Source organism: Colwellia sp. BRX10-4 (assembly GCF_014077465.1).
GTDB lineage: Bacteria > Pseudomonadota > Gammaproteobacteria > Enterobacterales > Alteromonadaceae > Colwellia_A.
Window position 1 is genome coordinate 1 of record NZ_JACGVZ010000014.1, and the last position, 22614, is coordinate 22614.

Consider the following 22614-nt stretch of genomic DNA (forward strand, 5'->3'; position numbering starts at 1 on the left):
TGGTTGGTGGGAATACGTATAATGCAGGTGATACGGTTACCCTTGCTGAAGGTGAACTCATCTTAAATGCAGACGGTAGCTATACCTTCACACCAAATGATAATTTCAATGGTGCTGTGCCTGTAGTCAGCTACATCGTAACTGATGGTGCAGGTGATACCGATGTGTCGACCTTAACGATTGCGGTTACGCCGGTGAACGATCCACCAGTTGCGGCTGATGATAATTTTAGTGTTAACGAAGGCGAAATCGTCAGTGGCAATGTGATCAGCCATGATGACGGCGATGGCGTGATGGATAACGATGGTGGCGATGGTGCTAGTCTGAGCGTGACTCAAGTCAATGGCGTTGATTTAGTCTTTGATCCATTAACGGGTGAAGCCCGTGTAGATATCAAAGATGGTTTTATCTTAATCAAGGCTGATGGCAGTTTCACTTACACCCACAATGGAAACGATCTGGTAGGTGCACCACCAAGCTTTAATTATACTTTAAGTGATGGTACGGATGTTGACACTGGTAATGTGATAATCGCAGTAACACCATTGAACAATCCACCGTTTGCAGAAGATGATGGCTTTAATATTGATGAAGGGGAAAGCGTTTCAGGCAATATTATACTTCATCACGATGGTGATGGTGTTATCGATACTGATGGTGGCGACGGTTCAACATTAGTGATAACTCATATTAATGGCGTCGAACTAAGCTTTGGAACAGATGGCTTTGCTATTATTAATGTCGAAGGGGGTATTTTAAGTATTAATGCTAGTGGCGACTTTACTTATCAAAATAGTGATGGCTATATTTTAGGTGCTACTCCACCAAGTTTTGAATACACTTTAACTGATGGTATTGATAGCGATACAGCCAATGTAATTATTACTGTTAATGACTCTGCTCCAGTTGCTGTCGATGACAATAATTACATTACATATAAAGATGATAATGGCTTAAGTATTAGTAGGGGAGTTCGAGGTAGTATTATTACTCGTGGTAGCTCAGGCGATAGAATTGACAGTTCAGAAGATGGTGTAATTATATTGACTCAAGTTGAGTATGATGGCCAAGTTTATGTATTTGATATTAGTCATACCTCGCATACCATAGTAACTGATTTTGGTGTACTGGTTATTAGTAATAACGGGCGATATACATTTCAATTGGCTGCAGGAATTGATGTTAATTCCATTCCATCGTCATTACAATTTACTTACACGATCCAAGATGGCGATGAAGTGAACCCTGAAACTGATGAAGCTACTTTAACCATTAACTTAACTCACGATAATCAAAATATTAGCCCAATGAGTACTTCTTTGTCTGAAGGTGAACTTATCGACTTAGCTTATAGCGAACCAAATACTAAGCTGAACTTAAATGATGAAAGTTTAAGCCCAGCAATAATATTTGAACTAAATGATCTACTAGTGGAAAGTAATCTTGATAATATCAATGAAAGCTTCATTTTTAATGAGTTATCAGAAAGTAACTTAAATACAGATCAAGAAAGTGAAGTTACAGTTATCTATGCAGAAGAAAACTTGACCTTAGAAAATATTGATCAGGTCGACGCGCTTTCAAATACTGAAACAATAATCACCAATAATTTCTTAAATAAAGGTGTAACATTGAACAGTGATGCGTCATCAGAAATTGTGCCATTGCCCATTGAACTCGACACTTCAGACCAGATATGATTAAGTCGAGTAAATTAAGTAGCAAAACATAACAAGTACAATGAGCTAATGATGAGATGTTCTTTCCAACATCATTAGCTTATTGGCTTTTTTAAGGGATAACATACTAGGTGCAATCAACAGTGCAACAGTCAACTCAATGGACAATTAACGCTTCACAAAAGTTAAGTTCAGACCCTCTGTTAGACAGTTTAGTTCTTATAACAGAGCATTATGGTAACCCGTGTTCTCCTGAAGCGCTCGCGGCTGGTTTACCACTTACTGGTGCTAATCTTACACCAGAGCTGTTACCTCAAGCAGCATCTCGCGCAGGGTTAAGTGCAAAATTAGTGCGTAAAGGCTTGAATGAATTACCCTCAATGTTGTTACCTTGTATTTTGATGCTAAAAGATAAAAAAGCCTTAGTATTACAAGAACTCGATATTGAAAAAAATATAGCAACAGTTTCTTTACCTGAAACTGGCGGTGAAGAACAGTTAACAATAGAGGGATTAGAATCGAGTTTTGTTGGCTATTTATTTTTAATAAAGCAGCAATATCGCGGTGATAGAAATTTTGATGTTCATCTTAATAGTTCAAAAGAACATTGGTTATGGCAGAAAATTAAGAATACTTCATCGATATATCGAGATGTGATTATTGCATCAGTAATGATCAATGTTTTTGCTCTGGTATCACCACTTTTTGTGATGAATATTTATGACAAAGTGATACCTAATCTCGCTTTCGAATCACTTTGGGTACTAGCCATTGGTGCCGGTGTCGCTTATATCTTTGATTTTATTTTAAAACAACTTCGTGGTTATCTAATTGATGTTGCGGGCAAGAAAATTGACATTGAAGTTTCTTCAAAACTATTTGCTAAAGTAATTGGTATACCGCTTGAAAAACGCTCCCCAAGTGTCGGTGGAATGGCAAAGCAGCTGAGTGAATTTGACAGTGTTAGAGAGTTTTTGTCTTCTGCGACAATAAGTGCCTTAGTTGACTTACCTTTTGCTGTGCTTTTTATGTTTTGTATTTGGCTTGTTGCAGGAGACTTAGTGATGTTTCCAATTATTGCCTCAATACTTATCATTGGCTACACCTTGTTAAATCAATCTAAACTGCGTAAAGCGATAGAAGAAAGTAATAAGTTTTCGGGTTTGCGCCATGGACATCTGATCGAGTGTTTAAGCGCGTTAGAATCTATTAAAGCTAATGGCGCCGAAGGTGTTGTGCAAAGAGCTTGGCAGCAAATGGTTGGTCATACCTCGACTTGGTTACTTAAATCTAAAATGATCACTAATTCGGTCTTAAATTTTGCGAGTTTTATTGTACAAATATCAGTAGTCGCCGTTGTAGTGTTAGGTGTCTATCGAGTATCCGAAAATTTAATCTCTATGGGGGGAATTATAGCGGCTGTTATGTTAACCGGTCGTGCTATATCTCCTATTGCTAAGCTTGCTGGCCTAATGACGCGCTCTAATCAAACCTTAAGTGCTCTGAAACAACTCGATACTTTAATGGAGCAAGAAGGCGAATTTGAAGACAAAGCTCATTTGGTAAGTCGGACAAAACTCAGTGGCAACATAAATGCTGAAAATATCAGTTTTAAGTACCCTAATGCAGAAAGCGACTCTTTGCAGCCAATGTCAGTAAAAATTAATCAAGGAGAAAGAATTGCCATTGTTGGTCATAATGGTTCGGGTAAAACAACGCTGGCTAAATTACTATTAGGTCTTTATCAGCCAAGCAAGGGTAGCATTCAATTTGATGGTTTAAATCACCGGCAAATTCACCCTAGCGATTTGCGAAAAAACATTGGCTATTTACCACAAGATATTGTCTTATTTCATGGTACCATCCGCGATAACATCCTCTTCGGTACTCGTCAAGTTACTGAATATCAACTTATTAGAGCGGTTCAACTGTCTGGTGTCAGTGCTTTTACCGATCATAATAGTCAAGGCCTTGACCAACAAGTGGGGGAAAGTGGTAATGCATTATCACGTGGCCAGAGACAGTCAATTGTTTTAGCCAGAGCGATATTAAATTCACCTCAAATATTACTGTTAGATGAGCCAACCGCGAGTCTTGATGCTCGTGCTGAAAAAAAGTTTATTGAAGCAATCAATGCAACGGCAAAAGATCGCACTATGTTATTAATTACCCATAAAATGGATTTATTAAAATTGGTTGACCGCATTCTTGTTTTAGATAAAGGTAAATTGATTATTGACGGTCCAAAAGATAAAGTATTAGCGCAACTCAAAGGCGAAAATTTAAATCAAGAGACGAACTTATGAAGGTTAGCCAACAAGACCTAGAAATGGCTGACGATGTATATGGTGCAATGCTAACGGAAGTGCCAAGTTTACATCGGTTAACTATATGGGCAATGGCCGGATTACTTTTTTGTTTTCTTATTTGGTCATATTTTTCTGAACTTCAACAAGTTACTTCAGGAATGGGCAAGGTCATACCATCAACTCAAGTACAAATTATACAAAGTTTAGATGGTGGTGTATTACAAAAACTCTTTGTTCAAGAAGGTATGCAAGTAATTAAAGGGCAACCGATTGCAAGTATTGATGATACTCGCTTTAGATCTGACTTTGCAGAACAAAAACAGGAAGTGAGTAGCCTTAGAGCGAATGTCATTCGCCTTAGAGCTGAGCTTTCCAGTATATTGATTGGTGTTAGCGAAAGTTGGCAACGACAAATAGAAATAAATATAAAAGTACCCGTTTACCCAGACGATTTGCAACAAAACGCTAAGTTTATGGTTGAAAGACAACAAGAAGAGTATTCTGGAAGAATAGATAATTTAATCAATCAATTAGCAATTCAAGCCCAGCAGATACAACAAAGGGAACAAGAAGTTGCTGAATTAGTTTCGAAAATTAATACCTTAAAAATAAGTTATGAGATAGCCAGTAAAGAACTCGACTTAACACGACCGCTTGCAGAAAAAAACATTGTTTCAAAAATCGAACTCTATAAGTTAGAACGTAGCGTGAATGAGCTTAAAGGTGAATTAAGTGCGGTTCGTTTGTTAGCACCAAAATTAAAGTCTGCCATACAAGAGTCAATTTTAAATCGTAGAGAAACAGCACTTGCTTATAGAACAGAAGCGAGATCAGAGCTTAATGAATTAGAGAATAAACTATCTCGAATTAATGAATCACAGGTTGGTGCTCAAGATAAAGTAACGAAAGCATTAATTTTATCGCCGGTTATTGGTACTATTAAAACCATACACATTAATACCTTAGGTGGAGTAGTTAAGCCGGGTGAAACCATTGCTGAAATTGTGCCCACCGAAGATAAATTGATGGTTGAAGCAAAAATTAAGCCTAGAGATATTGCGTTTATTTATCCTGGGTTGCCAGCTGTTGTTAAGATAACCGCCTATGACTTTACAAGATATGGCGGGTTAACGGGTAAAGTAGAGCACATAAGTGCTGATACAACACAGGATGAAGAGGGAAACAGTTTTTATCTTATTAGAGTGCGCACTGATGCTTCAAGCATTAAGAATAAAAATGGCAAAGAAATGCCAATTATTCCAGGTATGCTAACAGATGTTGATGTTATTACGGGTAAACGAACAATTTTAGAATATATTTTAAACCCCATATTACGGGCGAATGAGGCTGCACTAAGAGAACGGTAGGCTTGTCTAATAGTAATTAATAATAAAAATATGGAGTATTTATAAATAACATTATGTTTAAATTAAATAAAATAACTATGGTTTGGTGTTTAGGCTTATCGGGATTATATTCCGCTAATAGCTATGCCCAAAGTTTAGAGGCAACCGTTGCGACTGCACTTGATACACACCCTGATATTCGTCAGACATTTGCACGATTTAAATCTAAAGAAGAAGATGTTAATCGTGCCTCAGCAGGCTATTTTCCAACTATTGATTTAACTGCTGGTTATGGTTATGAATATACTGATACTCCCGGAAACAGACGAAATGCTACCATCGGCGATAACGGTGAAACTGAATTAGCCCGAGGTGAATTTGGTGTTAGTATTAAACAAATTCTTTTTGATGGCATGTACACGAGTAATGAAATAGATAGAACTAAATTCGAAGCGAGCGCTGAGCAATGGACATTAATTGCCAATGCAGAAGATCTTGCGTTACAAGTGGCTAAAGCCTATTTAAATTTTATAAAAACAGATGAGCTTGTTAAATTATCAGCAATAAACATTGCCTCACACCAAGTCATTTATGATCAAATAAAAGAACGTACTGATTCAGGACTGGGTAATATCGCCGACTTGTCTCAAGTTACAGGGCGGCTAGCTCGCGCGCAAGCTAACATGATTTCGGCGCGTAATAATAACCTTGACGCTAGGTCACAATTTATTCGTTTAACGAATACACAACCGAGTAATCTTGTGCTACCAGTACCTGATGCCGATATGTTACCTAAAAATAAAGCAACGGGTTTAACTCTAGCAATAAAGCGTCATCCGGTAATTAAAGCTGCTCAGCAAGATATTAATGCGGCTCGTTCATTTAAAAACTCAATAAACGCTAGATATTACCCAACCTTATCTTTAGAACTCGGCGTGAATTCTGATAATGATATTGGTGGTGAAAGTGGTATTAATCGATTTGGCGCTGACGTAGGTGGTCATCGAAACGATGCAACAGCAATGCTGCGCTTGCGCTACAACTTTTACTCGGGTGGAAAAGACATAGCTACCGAACGAAGTGCCGCCTATAAAATTTCAGAAGCGCAGGAAATTAATTATAACGCTCACCGTCAAGTTACTGAAAGCTTTGGTCTGTCGTGGAATGCTTTTGAAATGTTATCTTTACAAAAAAAATATCTAAAGCAACATGTTATTACATCTAAAGATACGCAGGCAGCCTACAAACAGCAGTTCGATATTGGGCAGCGAAATCTTCTCGATCTGCTTGATACCGAAAATGAATTATTTCAAGCTCGTAAGGATTACCTTGATGCAGACTTTAATGAATTAAGCGCTCAGTATCGTTTGTTAAATGCAACAGGCCTGCTACTTGATTCATTGAGAGTAACAAGATCATCAAAATGGAAAGGTGAACACGAATACGAACAAGGAGCTTACGATGAATAAGTTATCAATTAAGCCAATAGAAGTTACTGCAAAATATTTAGTGGTCGCTTTTGCAGTATTATTTATTAGTGCATGTGCTGATACTCCTGTAGTTACATTAGAAGACTCGGTACAGCAGTTTCATGATTTAACTGATTATGACAGTGATGGTGTAGTAAAAGCGCGTGAGCAATGTGACGGGACTTCCATTGGTGCTGCGATTGACAATTATGGTTGTGGCACTCGAACGTCTAAAATAATGCCTTTTAAAATTGATGTTAAGTTTGTTAACAATTCTTATCAACTGTCAGACCAAGCAAACGAAGACATCAGTAGGTTAGCAGAACTTCTTAAAATGTATCCGCAAATCAATGTAGTGATTGAAGGGCATAGCAGTAAAGTTGGCGTGGCAAAATTAAATCAAGTGCTGTCAAATAATCGCGCTAAAGCGGTTGCTTTGGTACTAATCAATGATTTTAAAATTAATGAAGAGCGTATCTCTTCAATCGGTTATGGCTTTGAACGCTTAGAAAACTTAGCCGATACTGAACAAGCGCATGCTGAAAATCGTCGTATAATGGCCGAGATATCTCATGTAGAAAAAGTTGATGATCTCAAATGGACCATTTATACAGTGAATCAAGCTAATTAATTATTAATGAGTAGCATTAGAAGAAGTTCTTTTTTTAAATGGATGGTTATCAAGCCCATCCAAATGCTTCTCATCACCATAATATGTTTAGCGGCTATATTTGCTCAATCTACACAGCCCCTCAATGAAAAAGAAATTGTATCATCATTAGAAAAAAGTTATGGAGAAAGAGCAGGTAAAAGAGGCAAAGCCTGGTTTAAATTAATGCAACCAAAAGTTCAACATTCACCCTTAGAAACATTACAAGAAGTTAATCAATTCTTTAATATGTTTAGGTTTATTGATGATAGTAAACTTTGGGGGGTTAGCAATTATTGGGCGACACCTATCGAATTTATCGGTGTTAATGGTGGCGATTGCGAAGACTATTCAATTGCTAAATATTTTACCTTATTAGAGATGGGTATTGCGGATGAAAAAATGAGGATCACTATGGTAAAAGCTGTCAAACTTAATCAATACCATATGGTACTCGCTTACTACGAAACGCCTAGTGCCGTACCATTAATTTTAGATAATCTAGACGGTGTTATAAAACCCGCAAATCAGCGCAACGATCTGATCCCTATATATAGTTTTAATGCCAGTCAATTATGGTTGAACAAAGTAAAGGGGCAAGGAATTCTTAGTGGAAAATCATCAAAGCTTAAACTTTGGCGAGACTTAAGACAGCGTATAACTACTTCAAAACTTAAACAACCCAAAATTAAAATGGAGTTTTAAGACCATGACCCTATTTAGAGAAATAAACTCATTACTGTTCGCACTTTTTTTACTAGTTATGACCAGTTTAGTTTATTTTCAATTTACACAAACCCGCGACTTTATGAATCAGCAGATGGATTCTGATTTAAACAACACTATAACTTCGTTAGGTTTAATGCTGAGGCCTCATCTTGAAACCGGAGATGTAGCCACAGCAGAAACCTTGGTTAATGTCATTTTTGAAGGCGGCTTCTATCGCAAGGTGACCCTTAAATGGCTAGTTGATGGCAAAGAACAAATTTGGGAAAATCCAATTGTTATTGAAGGGGTTCCACAATGGTTTATAAATCTAGATTTATTTGCCATACAAAAAAAAGAAAGTTTAATTACCTCAGGTTGGTTGCAACTAGCAACAATTGAAATTGAAGGTCATCCTGCGTTGGGTTATCAAGAATTATGGCGTGTGATGAATGACACTTTGATGATTTTATCTTTGCTTTTTATTCTTTCTATTATTGTTTTAAGGTTCAAATTGAACCGAATTTTAAAACCGTTACATAATGTAGCTATACACGCGAAAAACATTTCACAACGTAAGTTTGGTCAAGACCTTGAGTTACCGAAAACTATAGAGTTACAAGATGTCGTTGGCGCGATTAATTCGATGTCAGGACAGTTAAAACAAATATTTTCGACCTTGGATGAAGAGGTTAATGAATTAAAAGAAGATAAATTTATCGATCAGGTTTCTCAATTGCCTAATCGACAATATTTGTCTGCACAAATCAATAATTGGTTAAATGAGCCTGGATTTGGCGGACTTATTTTAGCTAAGTTTGATTGGCTTGAAGATGTTCATAGTAAGTATGGCTATCAAGGCCGAGATGAAATTATTAAGGTTGTGTCAAAACGAATGCAAGCCGAGTTGCCAGAAATCAGCGAATGTATTATTGCACGAATTGCCAACACCGAATTTGCATTTTTGATCACTAAAGCAGAAAAAAGCGTCATAAAAGTCTACTTGCAGTCATTAATTAGGATCATTAATCAAGAGATAGCAAAAGCAGGTTGCACACCTAATACTCGCTTTGCCTTAGGTGTTAGTCAACGCATTGATAACATGAACTCGGCTGATTTATTATCTCAATCTGATAATGCACTACAACAAGCACAACGCGAGCATAAAATAAGTCATTGGATAGATGCGGATCAACCACAAAAATATAGCCGTGAACAATGGCGCAGTAAATTGGTTGATTCTATTAATAACAACCATTTTAGTTTTCAATGGCAGCCAATTTTAGCTATGACGACTCAACATGTAATTCAGCGTGAAATATATTGTCGTTTATACATAGACAAACAAATTGTCACCGCATCTGAGTTTATGCCATTTATAGAGTTGTTATCGTTAGGTGCTCAGCTAGACAGATGTTTATTGCAGTCAATCGAACAGCAGAATATTTTGGCCCTTGCAGATGAGGGCATCGCGATTAATTTAACGCATGATAGTTTAAAAGATCCACAATTTATTCAATGGTTAGCGCAATATCTTAAGCAGTCCGTCTATGCCGAACGTATTTCTTTTGAAATACCCGAATCAGCAGCCATAACCTCGTTTGATCAATGTTATCAGCTAGCAGAAATTGTTAGAGCAGCGGGTGCAAAGATAGGTATTGACCAGTGTGGTCGCCAAATTGGCTCTTTAGAATATTTACAAAAACTTCTACCAAATTATATTAAATTAGACTTATCTTTCGCTTATTATGAGAAGTTAAATCAAAATAAAGAACTTTGCCGTGCGCTAGTCAATGTGGCGAAGGGACTAAATATCTCGGTTATTATTACTGGAATTGAAGACCAAGCCCAATTAGCAGATTTTAATTCATTAAAAGCAGAGGGTTATCAAGGTTATATTTGTCCGGTTGAAGACGTTAATATTAATCCCAGTTAAACCTATGGGTGTTAAAGTTTGAATGCCTTAATGATTTAGCCTAACTCGAGCTAATGAAACAGTGAAAAAAGTAAATATCAAAGCATGGGTTAATAGATGATCAGGTAATGTGAAAAACAGATAAGGGTAAAGTTTAATTGATGCGGCTTTTCATTATAAATAGATATATTTCAATAAGTAACTAGTTATATTAGTCTGTAACTAACGGTCTTAATTTAGTTGTTTGAATTAAAGCCCGTTCAGAACCATTTTTATATTTTACTTTTTATATTAAACGAATTTTAAAATACTTTTTAGTGAGATTTACTATGACTGATTCACCTATTCAAATAGTTTGCGCAAGTTGCGGTACGAAAAATCGTCTAGCTAAGGCCAAGCTCAATGACCAGCCTCTATGCGGTAAGTGTGGTAAAGCTGTGCTTTCTATTAACCCTGTTATTGGTAGCGATAAAAACTTTAGCCGTTATATTACCGACAATGGTTTACCTGTTGTTGTCGACTTTTGGGCACCGTGGTGCGGGCCTTGTAAACAATTTGCACCCACTTTTGAACAGGTTGCTGCAGATATGTTTACACAGGCTTGTTTTGTGAAGTTAGACACTGAAAGTAATCAAAATACCGCAGGAGGGCATAGTATCCGTTCTATTCCTACTTTAATGATATTTCATCATGGTAAAGAAATTGCTCGAATGTCCGGAGCCTTACCCAAAGCACAGTTTAAACAATGGCTAACTGAAAATTTGCCAATGACAGACACATTATAAGTATCTTAAAGAACATTCTTTATAGGTGCTGCGGTTACTCACAAGGGACAAAGATTATCTTTGTGAGTAACAAGTTAAACGATTTTATCAGTTAACGTTATTCGTTTAATAGCGAGATGAAAAAGCTCATTTCTAAAGCTTTTTCTTTTAAACTTTTAAATCGTCCTGATGCTCCGCCATGGCCAGCGTCCATATCTGTCTTAAACAACAATAAATTATCATCTGTTTTAAGCTCTCTCATTTTTGCTACCCACTTCATTGGTTCAAAGTACTGAACCTGAGAGTCATGTAATCCGGTAGTCACCAGTATATTTGGATAGTGTTGAGCAGTGATATTATCCATTGGTGAATAAGATAAAATATCTTGGTAGGCTTTTGCTTCGTTTGGATCACCCCATTCGTCATATTCATTGGTGGTTAGCGGTATGCTTTCATCGAGCATCGTTGTTAACACATCTAAAAAGGGCACATGAGCGCCAATGCCTAAGTATAGTTCCGGTGCTTGATTGACCACCGCACCCATTAATAAGCCGCCAGCACTACCGCCAGAAGCAAATATTTTATCTTTAGCACCATATCCTTGGGCAACTAATGCCTTAGTAACATCGATAAAGTCATTAAAGGTATTTTGTTTAAGCGCCTTTTTACCGGTTTCATACCACTGCCTGCCTAACATTTCTGAGCCACGAACATGGGCAATAACATAAACAAACCCTCTATCAAGTAAACTTAACGTTTGACTCGAAAAATCAGGGTCTATGGTTAAGCCGTAAGCACCATAACCGTATTGAAGAAGTGGGTTGGTACCATCTTTTTTAAAACTATTGCGACGATAAACAATTGATACCGGTACTGCTGCACCATCACGAGCGTTAATAAATAGACGTTCTGCTTGATAATCATCTTGGTTAAAGTCTCCTAAGACTTGTTGCTGTTTCAGTAATTTTCGCTCACCTGTTGCTAAGTCAAATTCAAATAAAGAATCGGGTGTTGTTAAGCTAGAATAATATAACCTTGCGATGGTACTGTTTGGCTCCGGATTTTCGTCAAGACAAGCAAAATAACAGGGGTCATCAAAAGATAGTGGATAGTGATGACCGGCATTTTCTCCCTGAGTTGTGTGCACGATAAAACGAATTTGACCATTTTCTCTTTCGGTTATTACAATGAAACGGTGAAATAATTCAATGCCTTCAACCAGGACATTTTCTCTGTGGGGAATAATTTCTTGCCAGTTATTGATATCATCAATTTGCGCAGCCGTCGCTTTCATTAACCTGAAGTTTTTAGCTTGGTAGTTAGTCACAATATAAAAAAATTCACCCATTTTATCGGCGTGATATTCATGTTGTTCTTGATAAGGTAATAATTCGGTAAACTGCCCATTGGGCTCATCGGCACTAAGTACTAAGTAATGTGTCGATTCAGTGGCATGTAAACAAATATAAAGTTGAGAGTCATCTCTGCTCTTATCTAAGCTGATATAAAAACGGTGGTCGTCTTCTTGATAAACAAGCACATCATCAGCTTGTGGTGTTCCTAATGTATGGCGATATACTTGTGTGCCAAGCAAGGTCTCTAAATCTTTCTTTACATAGAAAAGGGTTTTATTGTCGTTCGACCAAACAACTTGTCCTTCAGTTTCAACAAGAATATCGGCTAAATAAGCATCTGGCCCATCAGAGTTCTTTGTTAAATCTTTAAAATTAATGGTATAGATACGACGGCTGTCGGTATCTTCAGATATTGACATGATTTGGTCATTTTGACTTATTGATAAGTCGCCTAAATCATAAAACTCATGATCTTGTGCGCGCTCATTAACATCTAATAAGAGTGTTTTATTTGCACCTGCGAAACTTGTTGCTCGGTAGTAGTTGGAAAACTCTTGCTCGCCATTAATTTCGCTGTGATACCAATATTTTCCATCTTTTGCTGGAACGGTATTATCGTCCTTGACAATCCTGTCTTTAAGTTCATTAAAAAGTAATGCTTGTAAAGGTTTTTGCTTGTCCAACATGGCATCAGCATAATTATTTTCATCATTAAGGTGTGCTATAACTTTTTCATCACTGCGCAGGTCATCACGCATCCAATAATAATTATCGATGCGTTGGTGATTGTGTTTTTCCATCTTGTGAGGAATTTTTTTAGCTATTGGTGCAATAATTTTATTGTCTGATGACGCTGATATAAATGATGATGTTGGCACTAAGTGCTCCTAGTTAAATAATAAATGAGATGAGAATAATTTAAGAAAAAGCGCGATAAAAGCCTATCGAGCTTTTTTATATTAAGTGAACGCTTTTAAAGAGACTATGAGAGCTCGCTATTTTTTTATCTTAATGATCAGGTTATCTTCGATAAACTTTAATTGCTCAAGTAATATCTCTTGTGAATCACCTGACATAAATACATGACCCACCTCGCTGCTGGTACTGTCGTGTGGGTAAACCTCATCTCCAGCTGCAATATTAAGTTTAAATTGGTCTATTTCTTTGAGTGCTTTGCATTGCTCTATACCGAAAATCTCATCAATAGTTCCTGGACCAGGATGGATCATGAGTACGCAAGCAAATTTATTAGCTTTGACAGGTAACGGGGTTGGAGTCGCTCCAGTTTCTAACTCTACATAGGTTTTCCATGGGTTGAAACCATAGGCATATTGAATGAGTTCCATATAGTAACCACCTGGTGGGCGAACGGCCATTTCGCCAAATACCAGCCCCGTTTTAGTCAGATAGAATTCAGCATGAGTCATACCATTTTTAACGCCAAATCCTTTGATGACTTGATCATTTATCGCGATAATTTTTTCTTGCAATGCGAGGGTTAAATTTGCCGGTAATATTGATTTTTTCCATCGGTGAAGGTAGTCGGTTATATTATGAAAAATAGGCACACCATTATGGATAAACGTTTCTACGCTAATTTCACTACCTTCAACAAAAGCTTCAGCCAGTAGCCCGGGCTTTGAATGCAATGCTACTTCCGCTAAGCTTTGTAGCACCATAACACCTCTTGCACCCGATTCGGCTAAAGGTTTAACAACAAGTGGCAGGCCTAACTTATCAACTAATTCTTGTGGCGTATCTTTGTCATTGATGAGATGGAATTTTGTAATAGGAATATTGTGCTCTAAAGCTTTGTGCTTCATCTCGTTTTTATTATGTAAGATACGGGTAATGTTAAGTGGCGTGCCTGTCAGTTTGAATTCTTGACGAACCATAGCAGCAATATCGACACTTGATTCAGTGGCTGCGATAACATATTCAATATTAAATTCACAAATTGCTGCTATTTCAGCTTTTAAAAGCATTTTTTCTGCGCTTTCAAATGATGTTTCAATACAGCCCGACAATTTTTCTTATCGACTTTCGTGAAGGGGACCATCACTCCAGAGAAAAACGTTATGGCCCAGCTTTAATGCGGCTCGATAACATCGACCTCTTCTACCCACGATTAATACATTCGCCACTCAGTACCTCTGATAATTTCTAAATCACATAATTATCTGCTGAGTCTAGTGAATATATATAAATTAATATATATAAATTAATATATAAGAATATTTAGCGCAGTAGAATAGGGTGGATGAAAATTTCAAACAGTCTAGAAATTTGGATCGTCGTTGTATTGTTAAGTAGGGTCAGGCAGCGAGGTAGATAACGCTTTGCTGACACATATTTAATATGCCTTGGAGAAGGCATATTAGCTTATTATTTTTTATTGATAAGGCTTAACGGTAAAACGCTTCAACTGTGCCTTTAGCCGTCATTAAAAGTGGCTGACCACGACGGTCTAATGCTTTGTTCATGGTGACTTTTACCCAACCTTCGCTGATGCAATACTCTTCAACATCGAAACGTTCTTTGCCATTAAGTCGAATACCTATCTCGTGTTGAAAAATTTCTTCTACATGATGTGGGCTTCGGGGATTACCTGATAGGCGATCGGGTAAAGCGGGTAGCGATGTAGTATCGTTCATGTTTGTGACCTATGATAAAAAAATTGCGCTATTGTAGGCAATATATAGATAGCGCTCAAGCGCTGTTGTGATAAATTTTTAGCCTTTGTCTAAAAGTCTAAATAAACCTCAAGTTTATAACGCCGGTAAGGGGGATAATCTTCAATACTTAAAGCCGTTATCGAGTAGAAAAACCAAAGGCTATCCAAGTCAATCTACTCATCGTTGCAATACCGTTATTAGAAGCGCCAATCCTTGATGATTGGATTCCTACTCCCATCGAGAAACCATAATGCTGCAACTAAACCCTCGGTATCATTAGTGACGGTAATTACAGTTTCAAAAACCGCTTCATTCAATGATGTTCTTAGTAAGCAGCTATCATAATTAATGTTATAGCTCCCATCGCTATTTTCTTGATAATCACTGCACAGTGATAAATAGGCAGCTTGATCATCATCATCAGACCTGATTATTGTTAAATTAAATGAACGCTCACTATTTAATGAAAAGCCATCAGGTACTAATATATCACCACTGGTTTGTGCACTACTTTCTAACACGTCTCTTGCTTCTAGGGGACTAGTTTCTGCTAAGATAAACTCAGTTACCACAGGTTGGGTTACAATTGGGTCGGGTAAAATAATCTCTGGCTGTTGTTCTTCTACTAACGGTTGTGGCGTAACTGATACTGTTTCTCCGGCCGAACCACCGCCGCCACATGCTGTTAATAAAGCACTTAATAGAACACTAATATATAGCTTATTCATATGTCACTCCTTTAATCTAAAAATGTATTTTTTATATTGGCATTATTTTCTATAAACCAGTCATCATCAATACGACCTTCATTGATAATAAAGCTAGAAAACAAGGGGTAAGCGTAAATTACATCCATGTATTCAAGAGGATATTGCCATTGTGTACCGACATTAATCGCCCAAGGCATACCATTCTCATTAACAAAATAACGCTCATTATCAGGTTCGCTCTTATCTTCACCTCTGTTAAAAAAGTCTGTTCTAAAAGCTTCAGTAGGGGCTTTATTGGGCAAATGTATTTCGTATGCTCTACCAGGAGCCTGTCCGAATACATAACCATGTTCATAGCTTTCAGTAGCGAATAAAAATGGGTCATAAGGGAATGCAGGCATTTCTTCACTAGGAATTGCATGGGTCATTGGCAGTGTCATTGAAAAATGCATTTGAATTTTAGAACCACAACCTGGTTCACTTCTGTAATACTTACAGTTTTCACCCGCACTTACATAGTCCCATATGTCGTTGGTAATTATTGCGATGGCTTTATCACGCCCCTGCTCTAAAGGTGAGCTGAGCTGAGGCACGTTGTTAATGGTATAGCGGATAGCATCTTCGTTAATTTTTTCTCTGCTAATACCAGGCAATTGAAAAGCAAATCCGTTGTGATAAGACCCACCAACAGCGGCAATTTGTCCTTCAAGTTTCACTCGAATAACTTCACCATCAAGTATATATTCACTAATACGATAGTTCATCACTAAGTCATTGAAGTCATAATCGCCTACTATTGGCCAATTATCTTCAAAGGCAATAGTAGCCCAGCCAGAAGCACTTGGGTAATACTCTATGCTAACGTTAGCTTCTGTTATATCCACAATATAATCTTCAACTTCACCATCACTAACTCCACCCGTTGGATCTAAGTCGGCAGTACTACTTATTCTAAAACGTGCCCAAGTACTGTTCACTTCAGCCCATGTCGGCACTTCATATGAAATGATATTACTACCTGCAATAACTGGTAGTGCATCAATTATTTTCTCATCGGTTCCAAAAAAACCGTTACCATCAAAATCTATCCATGCATTTACAAAGGCTGAAGATGAAGCAACAAGTTGAAGTACTGCTAGGTTACCGACTTCTATACCTGTGACAAAAGCAACACCATCATCATCATTATTACCGTCTGTTTCATCATCACTTAGTGGAAATTGATAGCTATCAAATTCGGCATCAACGCTAGTACCCATAAAGATAGAATTATTTTCAGTACTATGACGAGCACCATTATCTTCAGCAGAACTACCGTATGATGCAGGTGCATCACCAAAGTCAATGCTCGCCTTTTCTGTAGAAATAACAGGTGCTAGGGCACAGCGTGCACCATCATTATTACTCGAGCTGGGTCCATAAGCATATAAAACAGCAAGTGAGTTTGCTTCTTTAGTATCTATTTTAAAGACTTTACCGTCGTTGTTACGACTAATATAAAGGTTTTCATCTACATCAAAGTAAATAGCGCCAAACGTACCTGATTCACCAACATTATTAACTAATTCTGAGCTGCCATTATTAACATCAATACGATAAAGATTACCGGTATTATCAACACTATAGGCGAAACCATTAAAGGGATGAAAGGCCATATCAAAGATATATAAATTTAAACTACTGCCATCAATAATACGTTCTGCAACTAAATAATTATCGGCAGTTGGATCTAATGGGATAGCGTATAAACCGTTGGTGTTACCAGGGTGGTATAAATAATAGACATTGCCATCAAGGGAAATATCGCCAACATAGAATGATATTTCGGGTAAACCAGTTGTAGGTAGAGGGGTTACTTGATAATTATTATTAATACGGACAGGTCCAGCAAACTCCGTGCTCCAAGCATAAAGGTATTGGTCATGAAAATTAAAGCCCATCGCATTAAGGTTATTTGTTGTGCCCATAGTATTTGATAGTTGTTGATATTGACCGGTAGCCAATTGCACACTAAATAAAGTCGCTGAGGTATCTTGTATTAAAAAGGCATCGATTGGACAAGCAGCAAACGGTTCCCCAAAAATGGCTTGGTTTACCGATAAAGCTACGCCATTTATGCAAGCCTCTTTCCCAATGATGCTATCTGCACCAAATTCAATAAAATTAGTGGCTGAAAAAGCACCGCCACAATCATCACCTATACCTGCTATCACAGCATTAGCACCTGTCTGAACAAAGCCTTTTGCAAATATATAACCTCGAGCTTCTGCACCTGCGCCAAGTTGTGTGTAGCCAGCTGAGCCTGTTTTGTCGCCAAGTACATTCCAGATAATAGTGCTGTTATCTGTTACATCTTTTAGTATTATCTTTGAATCTGCAGCTAAGCTTAGGTAATTAGCAATGTTGAAAATCCATACACCGTCAACACCTTTACCATCCAAGGTTAGTGTCTTACCGATAGCAATCGATAAATAATCTATTGTACTGTAGATACCCGCTTCGAGTGTTTCATCATTAGTACCAAAAGACGTCGATATAAGTTCTGTTCCAGTACCTAAAGCTTTCAATGTTACTTGTAATCCTGTAATTAAATCTTCTTGATTTGTTACTAAGTTAGGGACGGGAGATGCCAGCAAAGAATTTGCCGTAAGGATACCGTCTATTTGGACACCTGCACCTATGGTTGTGGTTGTACCTGCATCTATGTTGCCATGAAAAATTGAACCAGCACCTATAGTTACTGTTGTACCTGCAAAAACATCACCAAATACTTCTACTGTTGCATCTATTGTTACTGTAGTTCCTGCTGTTAGAGCGCCAGCAATTATCGCACTCGCACCAACAGTGGCTGTGGTTCCTGCTTCAATATCGCCACTAACCAGAGACGCCACACCAAGTGTTGTCGTAGTTCCTGCTTGGATATAGCCAACAACAGCTGCGTCTGCTCCAAGGGTTGTCGAGGCTCCAGATTCAACATTTCCACCGACAATCGCATTTGCAGCAAGTGTTATGGCTGTAGCACTTTGAACATTACCGCCGACAACTGTTCGTGCGCCCATCGTTATATAACCGCTGGCATAAAGTGATTGGTTATTTAGCGCTGAATCTAATAAAGGTCCATTACTAGCCTGTGCAGTAGATAGGGCAAAAAACAGACAAGTGGATATGACCAAGCTCGCTTTTTTTGCTGCGCGTCTATAATGTATGGCGCCATTACCCATAATATTATTTATTAATACGTTAAAATCAATATTAGCCAAATTGTGATCCCAAAGGTAAGCATTATTCCTTTTCATCTTAGTGCCCTCAATTGTATTTGTTACTTAAGATAGGTGCTGCAAGTAATGAACCAAGATAAACTTTGTTATTAAGTTATTAAGTTATTGATATTGATTGGTATTATTTGATGTTGTTTTTGTTACATTAGTTTTTATATTTTTGTTTTGCGAAAATTATCATTTTGCAAAATAGAATAAAGTAAGGTTACTATTTTATTAATGGGGACTGATAAAGGATCAAACCGCGGCTCTATTGAGATGCGGCTTTTGGCGGTCATCTGGTTAACTGTTATAACTGTTATAACTGTTTATATTGAAAGCCATTGACTAGCCATTGTTTTGTTTGTTTTATCCATGACAATCCATAAAGTCCCACTAAGTGTTTAGGTTTTAGTTTACAACGAGGGTCTGATAATAAAGTCCTCGCTTGGGAAAAATGCCCATCACCAATATTGAGTTTTGCCAAGTGACACAAATGTGTTGCACTATACTTAAGCATATTGGTTGAGCTTTTATTCCCTTTAAATTGAGATGCTTGCTCAGTTATCCGAAGACTAAAACCACACTCTGCAGTAGGAATATTATTTTTACTTGCTTGGTTTTGCGCATCTTTATGATAAAGAGAGTGAATATTTGGTGAATAAGCAATATCTGTATTTAACGCAACCCGACAGAATAAATCTTGGTCCTCACCTATAGGTTCATTCAGAGTAAAACCACCAATGTCGTTAAATAATGACCGTTGAATGACCATAGAAGACATAGTGAAAGGTAGGTCTCCTTGTGAGGCAATATCAAAATAATCAGCTAATATCACGCCCTCTGGGTCGATGTTTTTTAGTTTTATTTTTGCATCTATATAGTTATGCTCAGATTCGACAATTTGGTAGCGTGTTCCAAAAAACTTTGCTTGAGGGAATTTAACAATTAAGCGAGCTATCTCATCTAAAAATAAGGGTAACCATTGGTCGTCCGCATCTAAAAATGCAATGTATTCATTGCTTGCCAACTCAACACCATTATTACGAGCGGCAGACACGCCCTGATTTTGTTGTTGTATGAGTTTTATATTTTCCATTTCGGCATTTTTTACAATTAAGGCGCCATTATCGGTAGAGCCATCATCAATAACAATAATTTCAGTAGCGGGGTATTTCTGCCATGCGACACTGTTAAGTGTTCTTAAGATATGTTCGGCTTTGTTAAACAGCGGAATAATTACAGTAAATTTTATATTTTTCATTTTGATCACTCCAGTTAGATAAAGAATTTTTTAAAGCGCTATCAACTGATAACGTTGGCGGTATAAAATTTGTTGATAAACCCTTTACGATTTGATTAACAATTGATTTAATATTGAGATTAAATAAATCTATTTGATAGTCTTGTGCTAGGCCAATCTCTTCACACCAACCTTTACATTTACTGTGATAATTAACTGACAGCACGGGTGTGTTAGCTAAATAACTTAAAATAGAACCATGTAAACGCATACTAACAATAGCTTTATAAGTGCCCAGTTTTTCGAGTAATTTAATGGGATCTGCTTGATATTTTTCTATCGTTACGGGCACCGTTTTGTTTAAACGAGCAATAATATTATTGTTGATTTTCCAATCGCCTAATGAGCTATGTCCGTTAAACTCAATTAAGGTAATAAGTTCACCTGTTTGAGCGTATAACTGTGTTATTAACTGAGTAAATTGGTGAAACCTTTGCTGTTCAGCACCTTTATTTGTTTTGCCCATCGCATTAATAGCAACAGAGCATAACGACAGTGCAATGCCTTTACGTTCGACTTGTTCAGGTTTATATTTATCTGAACACAGCAGTAATGGTGCTAAATCAAACGTTTTATTAACGTTAGCATTAGGGGCGATAATTTGAGCAATGTCTAAACTTTCACTGTCTCTGACGCCAATATAACCACATTCATTTAAAAATTTTGCACATGCTTTTTCTGCGGCAGTTGAATTGAACGGACCAATTCCAACGCCTACTGCTAAGCTATTCTTAGGGCTTGATAAAGACATTAATTGTCTTTTAAGGTTTATATCTGTTTCACTGTGTAAAACCGAGCCACCACCAAAAATAATACGCTTACTTTGAAGTGCAGCTTTATAATGCAGTAACCTATTTTGCCCCGGAAATTGCTGGTTAAACTTGAGCGGTAGTTGATGATCCGTTTGTGTTTCTCTGCGGTAATCGCCGTACAAACCTACTAAGGTATTTTCACAACCAATAATGTGTCGAGCCGCCCAGGCCGTTACATACATCAGCGCATCATCGCCGCTGTTTTGCATGCCGTAATAGCCTACTAAATAAGCATCGTATTTCTTAAGCATGTCTTTCTCCTGATTTTAGTGGATTAAGGGCAATGCCTATCCATAAAAGTGCTGGCCAATAAATAAAACTTAATATTTCTAGATTTTCAAAAAATGAGTAACAGATAAAAACGATTGTCATCAGCGCAGCGGTATAACAAATCTCGCTTTTAAGGCTATGCCAAAATAAATAGATAGAGGTAAACGTTAAAGGTATAGCTAATGCTAAAAGTCCTACTATGCCTTTGACAAATAACAGTCCATACCAGTTGTGATGTGAACCTATATACATTCCTTCAACGATTTTTGGTCCTTTCTCAACAATGCCATGTCCCCAAATTGGCGCTTCTGACTCCCAACGTTGCAATGCAAGTACTTCTAGCGTATTACGTACTCGTGTTGAATCAGGGCGCGAAGCTTTAATGTCTTCGTAGCTGTTAGTGATTAAATTAAATAACGGCTCGCCTAATAATAAAATGGCTGGAATGAACAAGCCAAAAAGTATAATAAGCAGTGGATTTTTAAAATGTTTACTGAAAAAGCATAGTGGCGCTAATGCGATATAAATAACCCAACCAGCACGTGATTGTGAGAGTAAACACATGATGAAACTACCGGCTAAACCAGAGTTTCTCCAAAAAGGTTCTTTCTCTTGGCTAATAAAAATTAAAAATATACATGCCATAAATCCTGCAGCAGGTGCCCAAGGAGTAAAAAACCTCCAACGACCACCACCAGTTTCAGGGTTTAAACCAAATAAACTCACTGTAAAGAAGCTTTCACCGGGTCCGCCAATCACTTGTAGCGGTGATATAAATAAATCACCCGGGGCGCCAACCATATAAAGAACAACAGTAACACTGGCAAAAATTAACGAATGAAACGAAACAACGCATACGGCTCTAACCACTAACTGCGGTTTAATATCAACAAAGGCACCAATAAATAAAAATAGCGGCATCAGTGCCCATCCTTTTGCCCAACCAATCGAAGACTTAATGGTTTTCGCTAGTCCCAGGTCCCAATTTGAATGACCAATGAGTAGCGCGACTAACATAAAAAAACCACCGAGGATCCATAACCAAACAATGGCCGGTATAACTGCATTTTTATCTTTTCCGTTTACATACCAACGTAATAAAACCACAATAAAGATCATCCAACCTATCACTGAACCCATAACATAAAGACCACCGAATGCGAAGAATGGATAGGTAAGTGTTAACCCAAACCAAACTAGCCTTTCTTCGGTAGAACTTGCAGTGGGGTGGTGTGAAATCATAAGTTAAGTTGTCCAAATGGATGAATAAAGGCTTAATATAAAAGTATTATTATCTTTAGCCAGCATTGCATTAATCATTAATAAATTGATGCTAACCTACTTGTAGCTTAAACTGTGCCAACTCCATCTTGCTGATTAAGTTGTTGATTTTATA

The 22614-nt window shown here is 37.5% G+C and carries 16 protein-coding genes; 8 read left to right on the plus strand and 8 right to left on the minus strand.

The features are described 5' to 3' along the window. From H4J67_RS12010 to trxC, 8 genes are all read left to right on the plus strand, one after another. On the plus strand, window positions 1-1700 hold a 1700-nt coding region (locus H4J67_RS12010), incomplete at its 5' end, for a tandem-95 repeat protein (RefSeq protein WP_182203877.1). Between the two features lie 110 nt (window positions 1701-1810). Continuing rightward, window positions 1811-3985 carry a type I secretion system permease/ATPase gene (locus H4J67_RS12015; protein WP_182173564.1) on the plus strand — a complete coding sequence of 725 codons (2175 nt, stop codon included), beginning with the start codon at window positions 1811-1813 and terminating at the stop codon, window positions 3983-3985. After that, window positions 3982-5355, plus strand: a complete 1374-nt coding sequence (locus tag H4J67_RS12020) for an HlyD family type I secretion periplasmic adaptor subunit (protein WP_182173561.1) — start codon at window positions 3982-3984, stop codon at window positions 5353-5355. The genes H4J67_RS12015 and H4J67_RS12020 overlap by 4 nt, the downstream gene beginning before the upstream one ends. A gap of 53 nt (window positions 5356-5408) precedes the next feature. Further along, window positions 5409-6803: a TolC family outer membrane protein gene (locus H4J67_RS12025; protein ID WP_182173558.1), complete on the plus strand. Its 1395-nt coding sequence runs from the start codon at window positions 5409-5411 to the stop codon at window positions 6801-6803. Beyond that, window positions 6796-7434: an OmpA family protein gene (locus H4J67_RS12030; RefSeq protein WP_182173555.1), complete on the plus strand. Its 639-nt coding sequence runs from the start codon at window positions 6796-6798 to the stop codon at window positions 7432-7434. The genes H4J67_RS12025 and H4J67_RS12030 overlap by 8 nt, the downstream gene beginning before the upstream one ends. 63 nt (window positions 7435-7497) lie before the next feature. Then, a complete protein-coding gene (locus tag H4J67_RS12035) occupies window positions 7498-8157 on the plus strand; it encodes a transglutaminase-like cysteine peptidase (RefSeq protein ID WP_259368588.1) in 660 nt (219 codons plus the stop codon). 4 nt (window positions 8158-8161) lie between these two features. Further along, entirely contained in the window at window positions 8162-10093 is a 1932-nt protein-coding gene (locus tag H4J67_RS12040; protein ID WP_182203879.1) for an EAL domain-containing protein, read from the plus strand. A 308-nt stretch (window positions 10094-10401) separates the two neighbouring features. Next, window positions 10402-10857, plus strand: a complete 456-nt coding sequence (trxC, locus tag H4J67_RS12045; RefSeq protein WP_182173549.1) for a thioredoxin TrxC — start codon at window positions 10402-10404, stop codon at window positions 10855-10857. A gap of 97 nt (window positions 10858-10954) precedes the next feature. Here trxC and H4J67_RS12050 read toward each other — a convergent pair whose 3' ends face one another. The 8 genes from H4J67_RS12050 to H4J67_RS12090 all read right to left on the minus strand — a co-directional run bounded on the left by H4J67_RS12050 (window position 10955) and on the right by H4J67_RS12090 (window position 22460). Next, window positions 10955-13069 (minus strand): S9 family peptidase, encoded by a 2115-nt coding sequence (locus H4J67_RS12050; RefSeq protein WP_182173546.1) that lies wholly within the window; start codon window positions 13067-13069, stop codon window positions 10955-10957. 117 nt (window positions 13070-13186) lie between these two features. Further along, the gene (locus tag H4J67_RS12055) at window positions 13187-14176 is read right to left on the minus strand and encodes an ATP-grasp domain-containing protein (protein WP_182203881.1); all 990 of its coding nucleotides are present in this window, start codon (window positions 14174-14176) and stop codon (window positions 13187-13189) included. A gap of 420 nt (window positions 14177-14596) precedes the next feature. Further along, window positions 14597-14845, minus strand: coding sequence for a DUF3297 family protein (locus H4J67_RS12060; protein ID WP_182173540.1), 249 nt, complete (start codon window positions 14843-14845; stop codon window positions 14597-14599). A gap of 218 nt (window positions 14846-15063) precedes the next feature. Next, window positions 15064-15594, minus strand: a complete 531-nt coding sequence (locus H4J67_RS12065; protein ID WP_182203882.1) for a hypothetical protein — start codon at window positions 15592-15594, stop codon at window positions 15064-15066. Between the two features lie 11 nt (window positions 15595-15605). Continuing rightward, complete coding sequence (locus H4J67_RS20685; protein WP_259368589.1) at window positions 15606-18872, minus strand: LruC domain-containing protein; 3267 nt, start codon at window positions 18870-18872, stop codon at window positions 15606-15608. Window positions 18873-19152: 280 nt separating this feature from the next. Further along, a complete protein-coding gene (locus tag H4J67_RS12080) occupies window positions 19153-20097 on the minus strand; it encodes a glycosyltransferase family A protein (RefSeq protein WP_182173531.1) in 945 nt (314 codons plus the stop codon). Continuing rightward, on the minus strand, window positions 20057-21199 hold the full coding sequence (locus tag H4J67_RS12085) for a polysaccharide pyruvyl transferase family protein (protein WP_182173529.1): 1143 nt from the start codon (window positions 21197-21199) through the stop codon (window positions 20057-20059). Before H4J67_RS12085 ends, H4J67_RS12080 begins: the two co-directional genes overlap by 41 nt. Beyond that, window positions 21192-22460, minus strand: coding sequence for an O-antigen ligase family protein (locus H4J67_RS12090; RefSeq protein WP_182173526.1), 1269 nt, complete (start codon window positions 22458-22460; stop codon window positions 21192-21194). The genes H4J67_RS12085 and H4J67_RS12090 overlap by 8 nt, the downstream gene beginning before the upstream one ends. Between the last annotated feature and the right edge of the window lie 154 nt (window positions 22461-22614).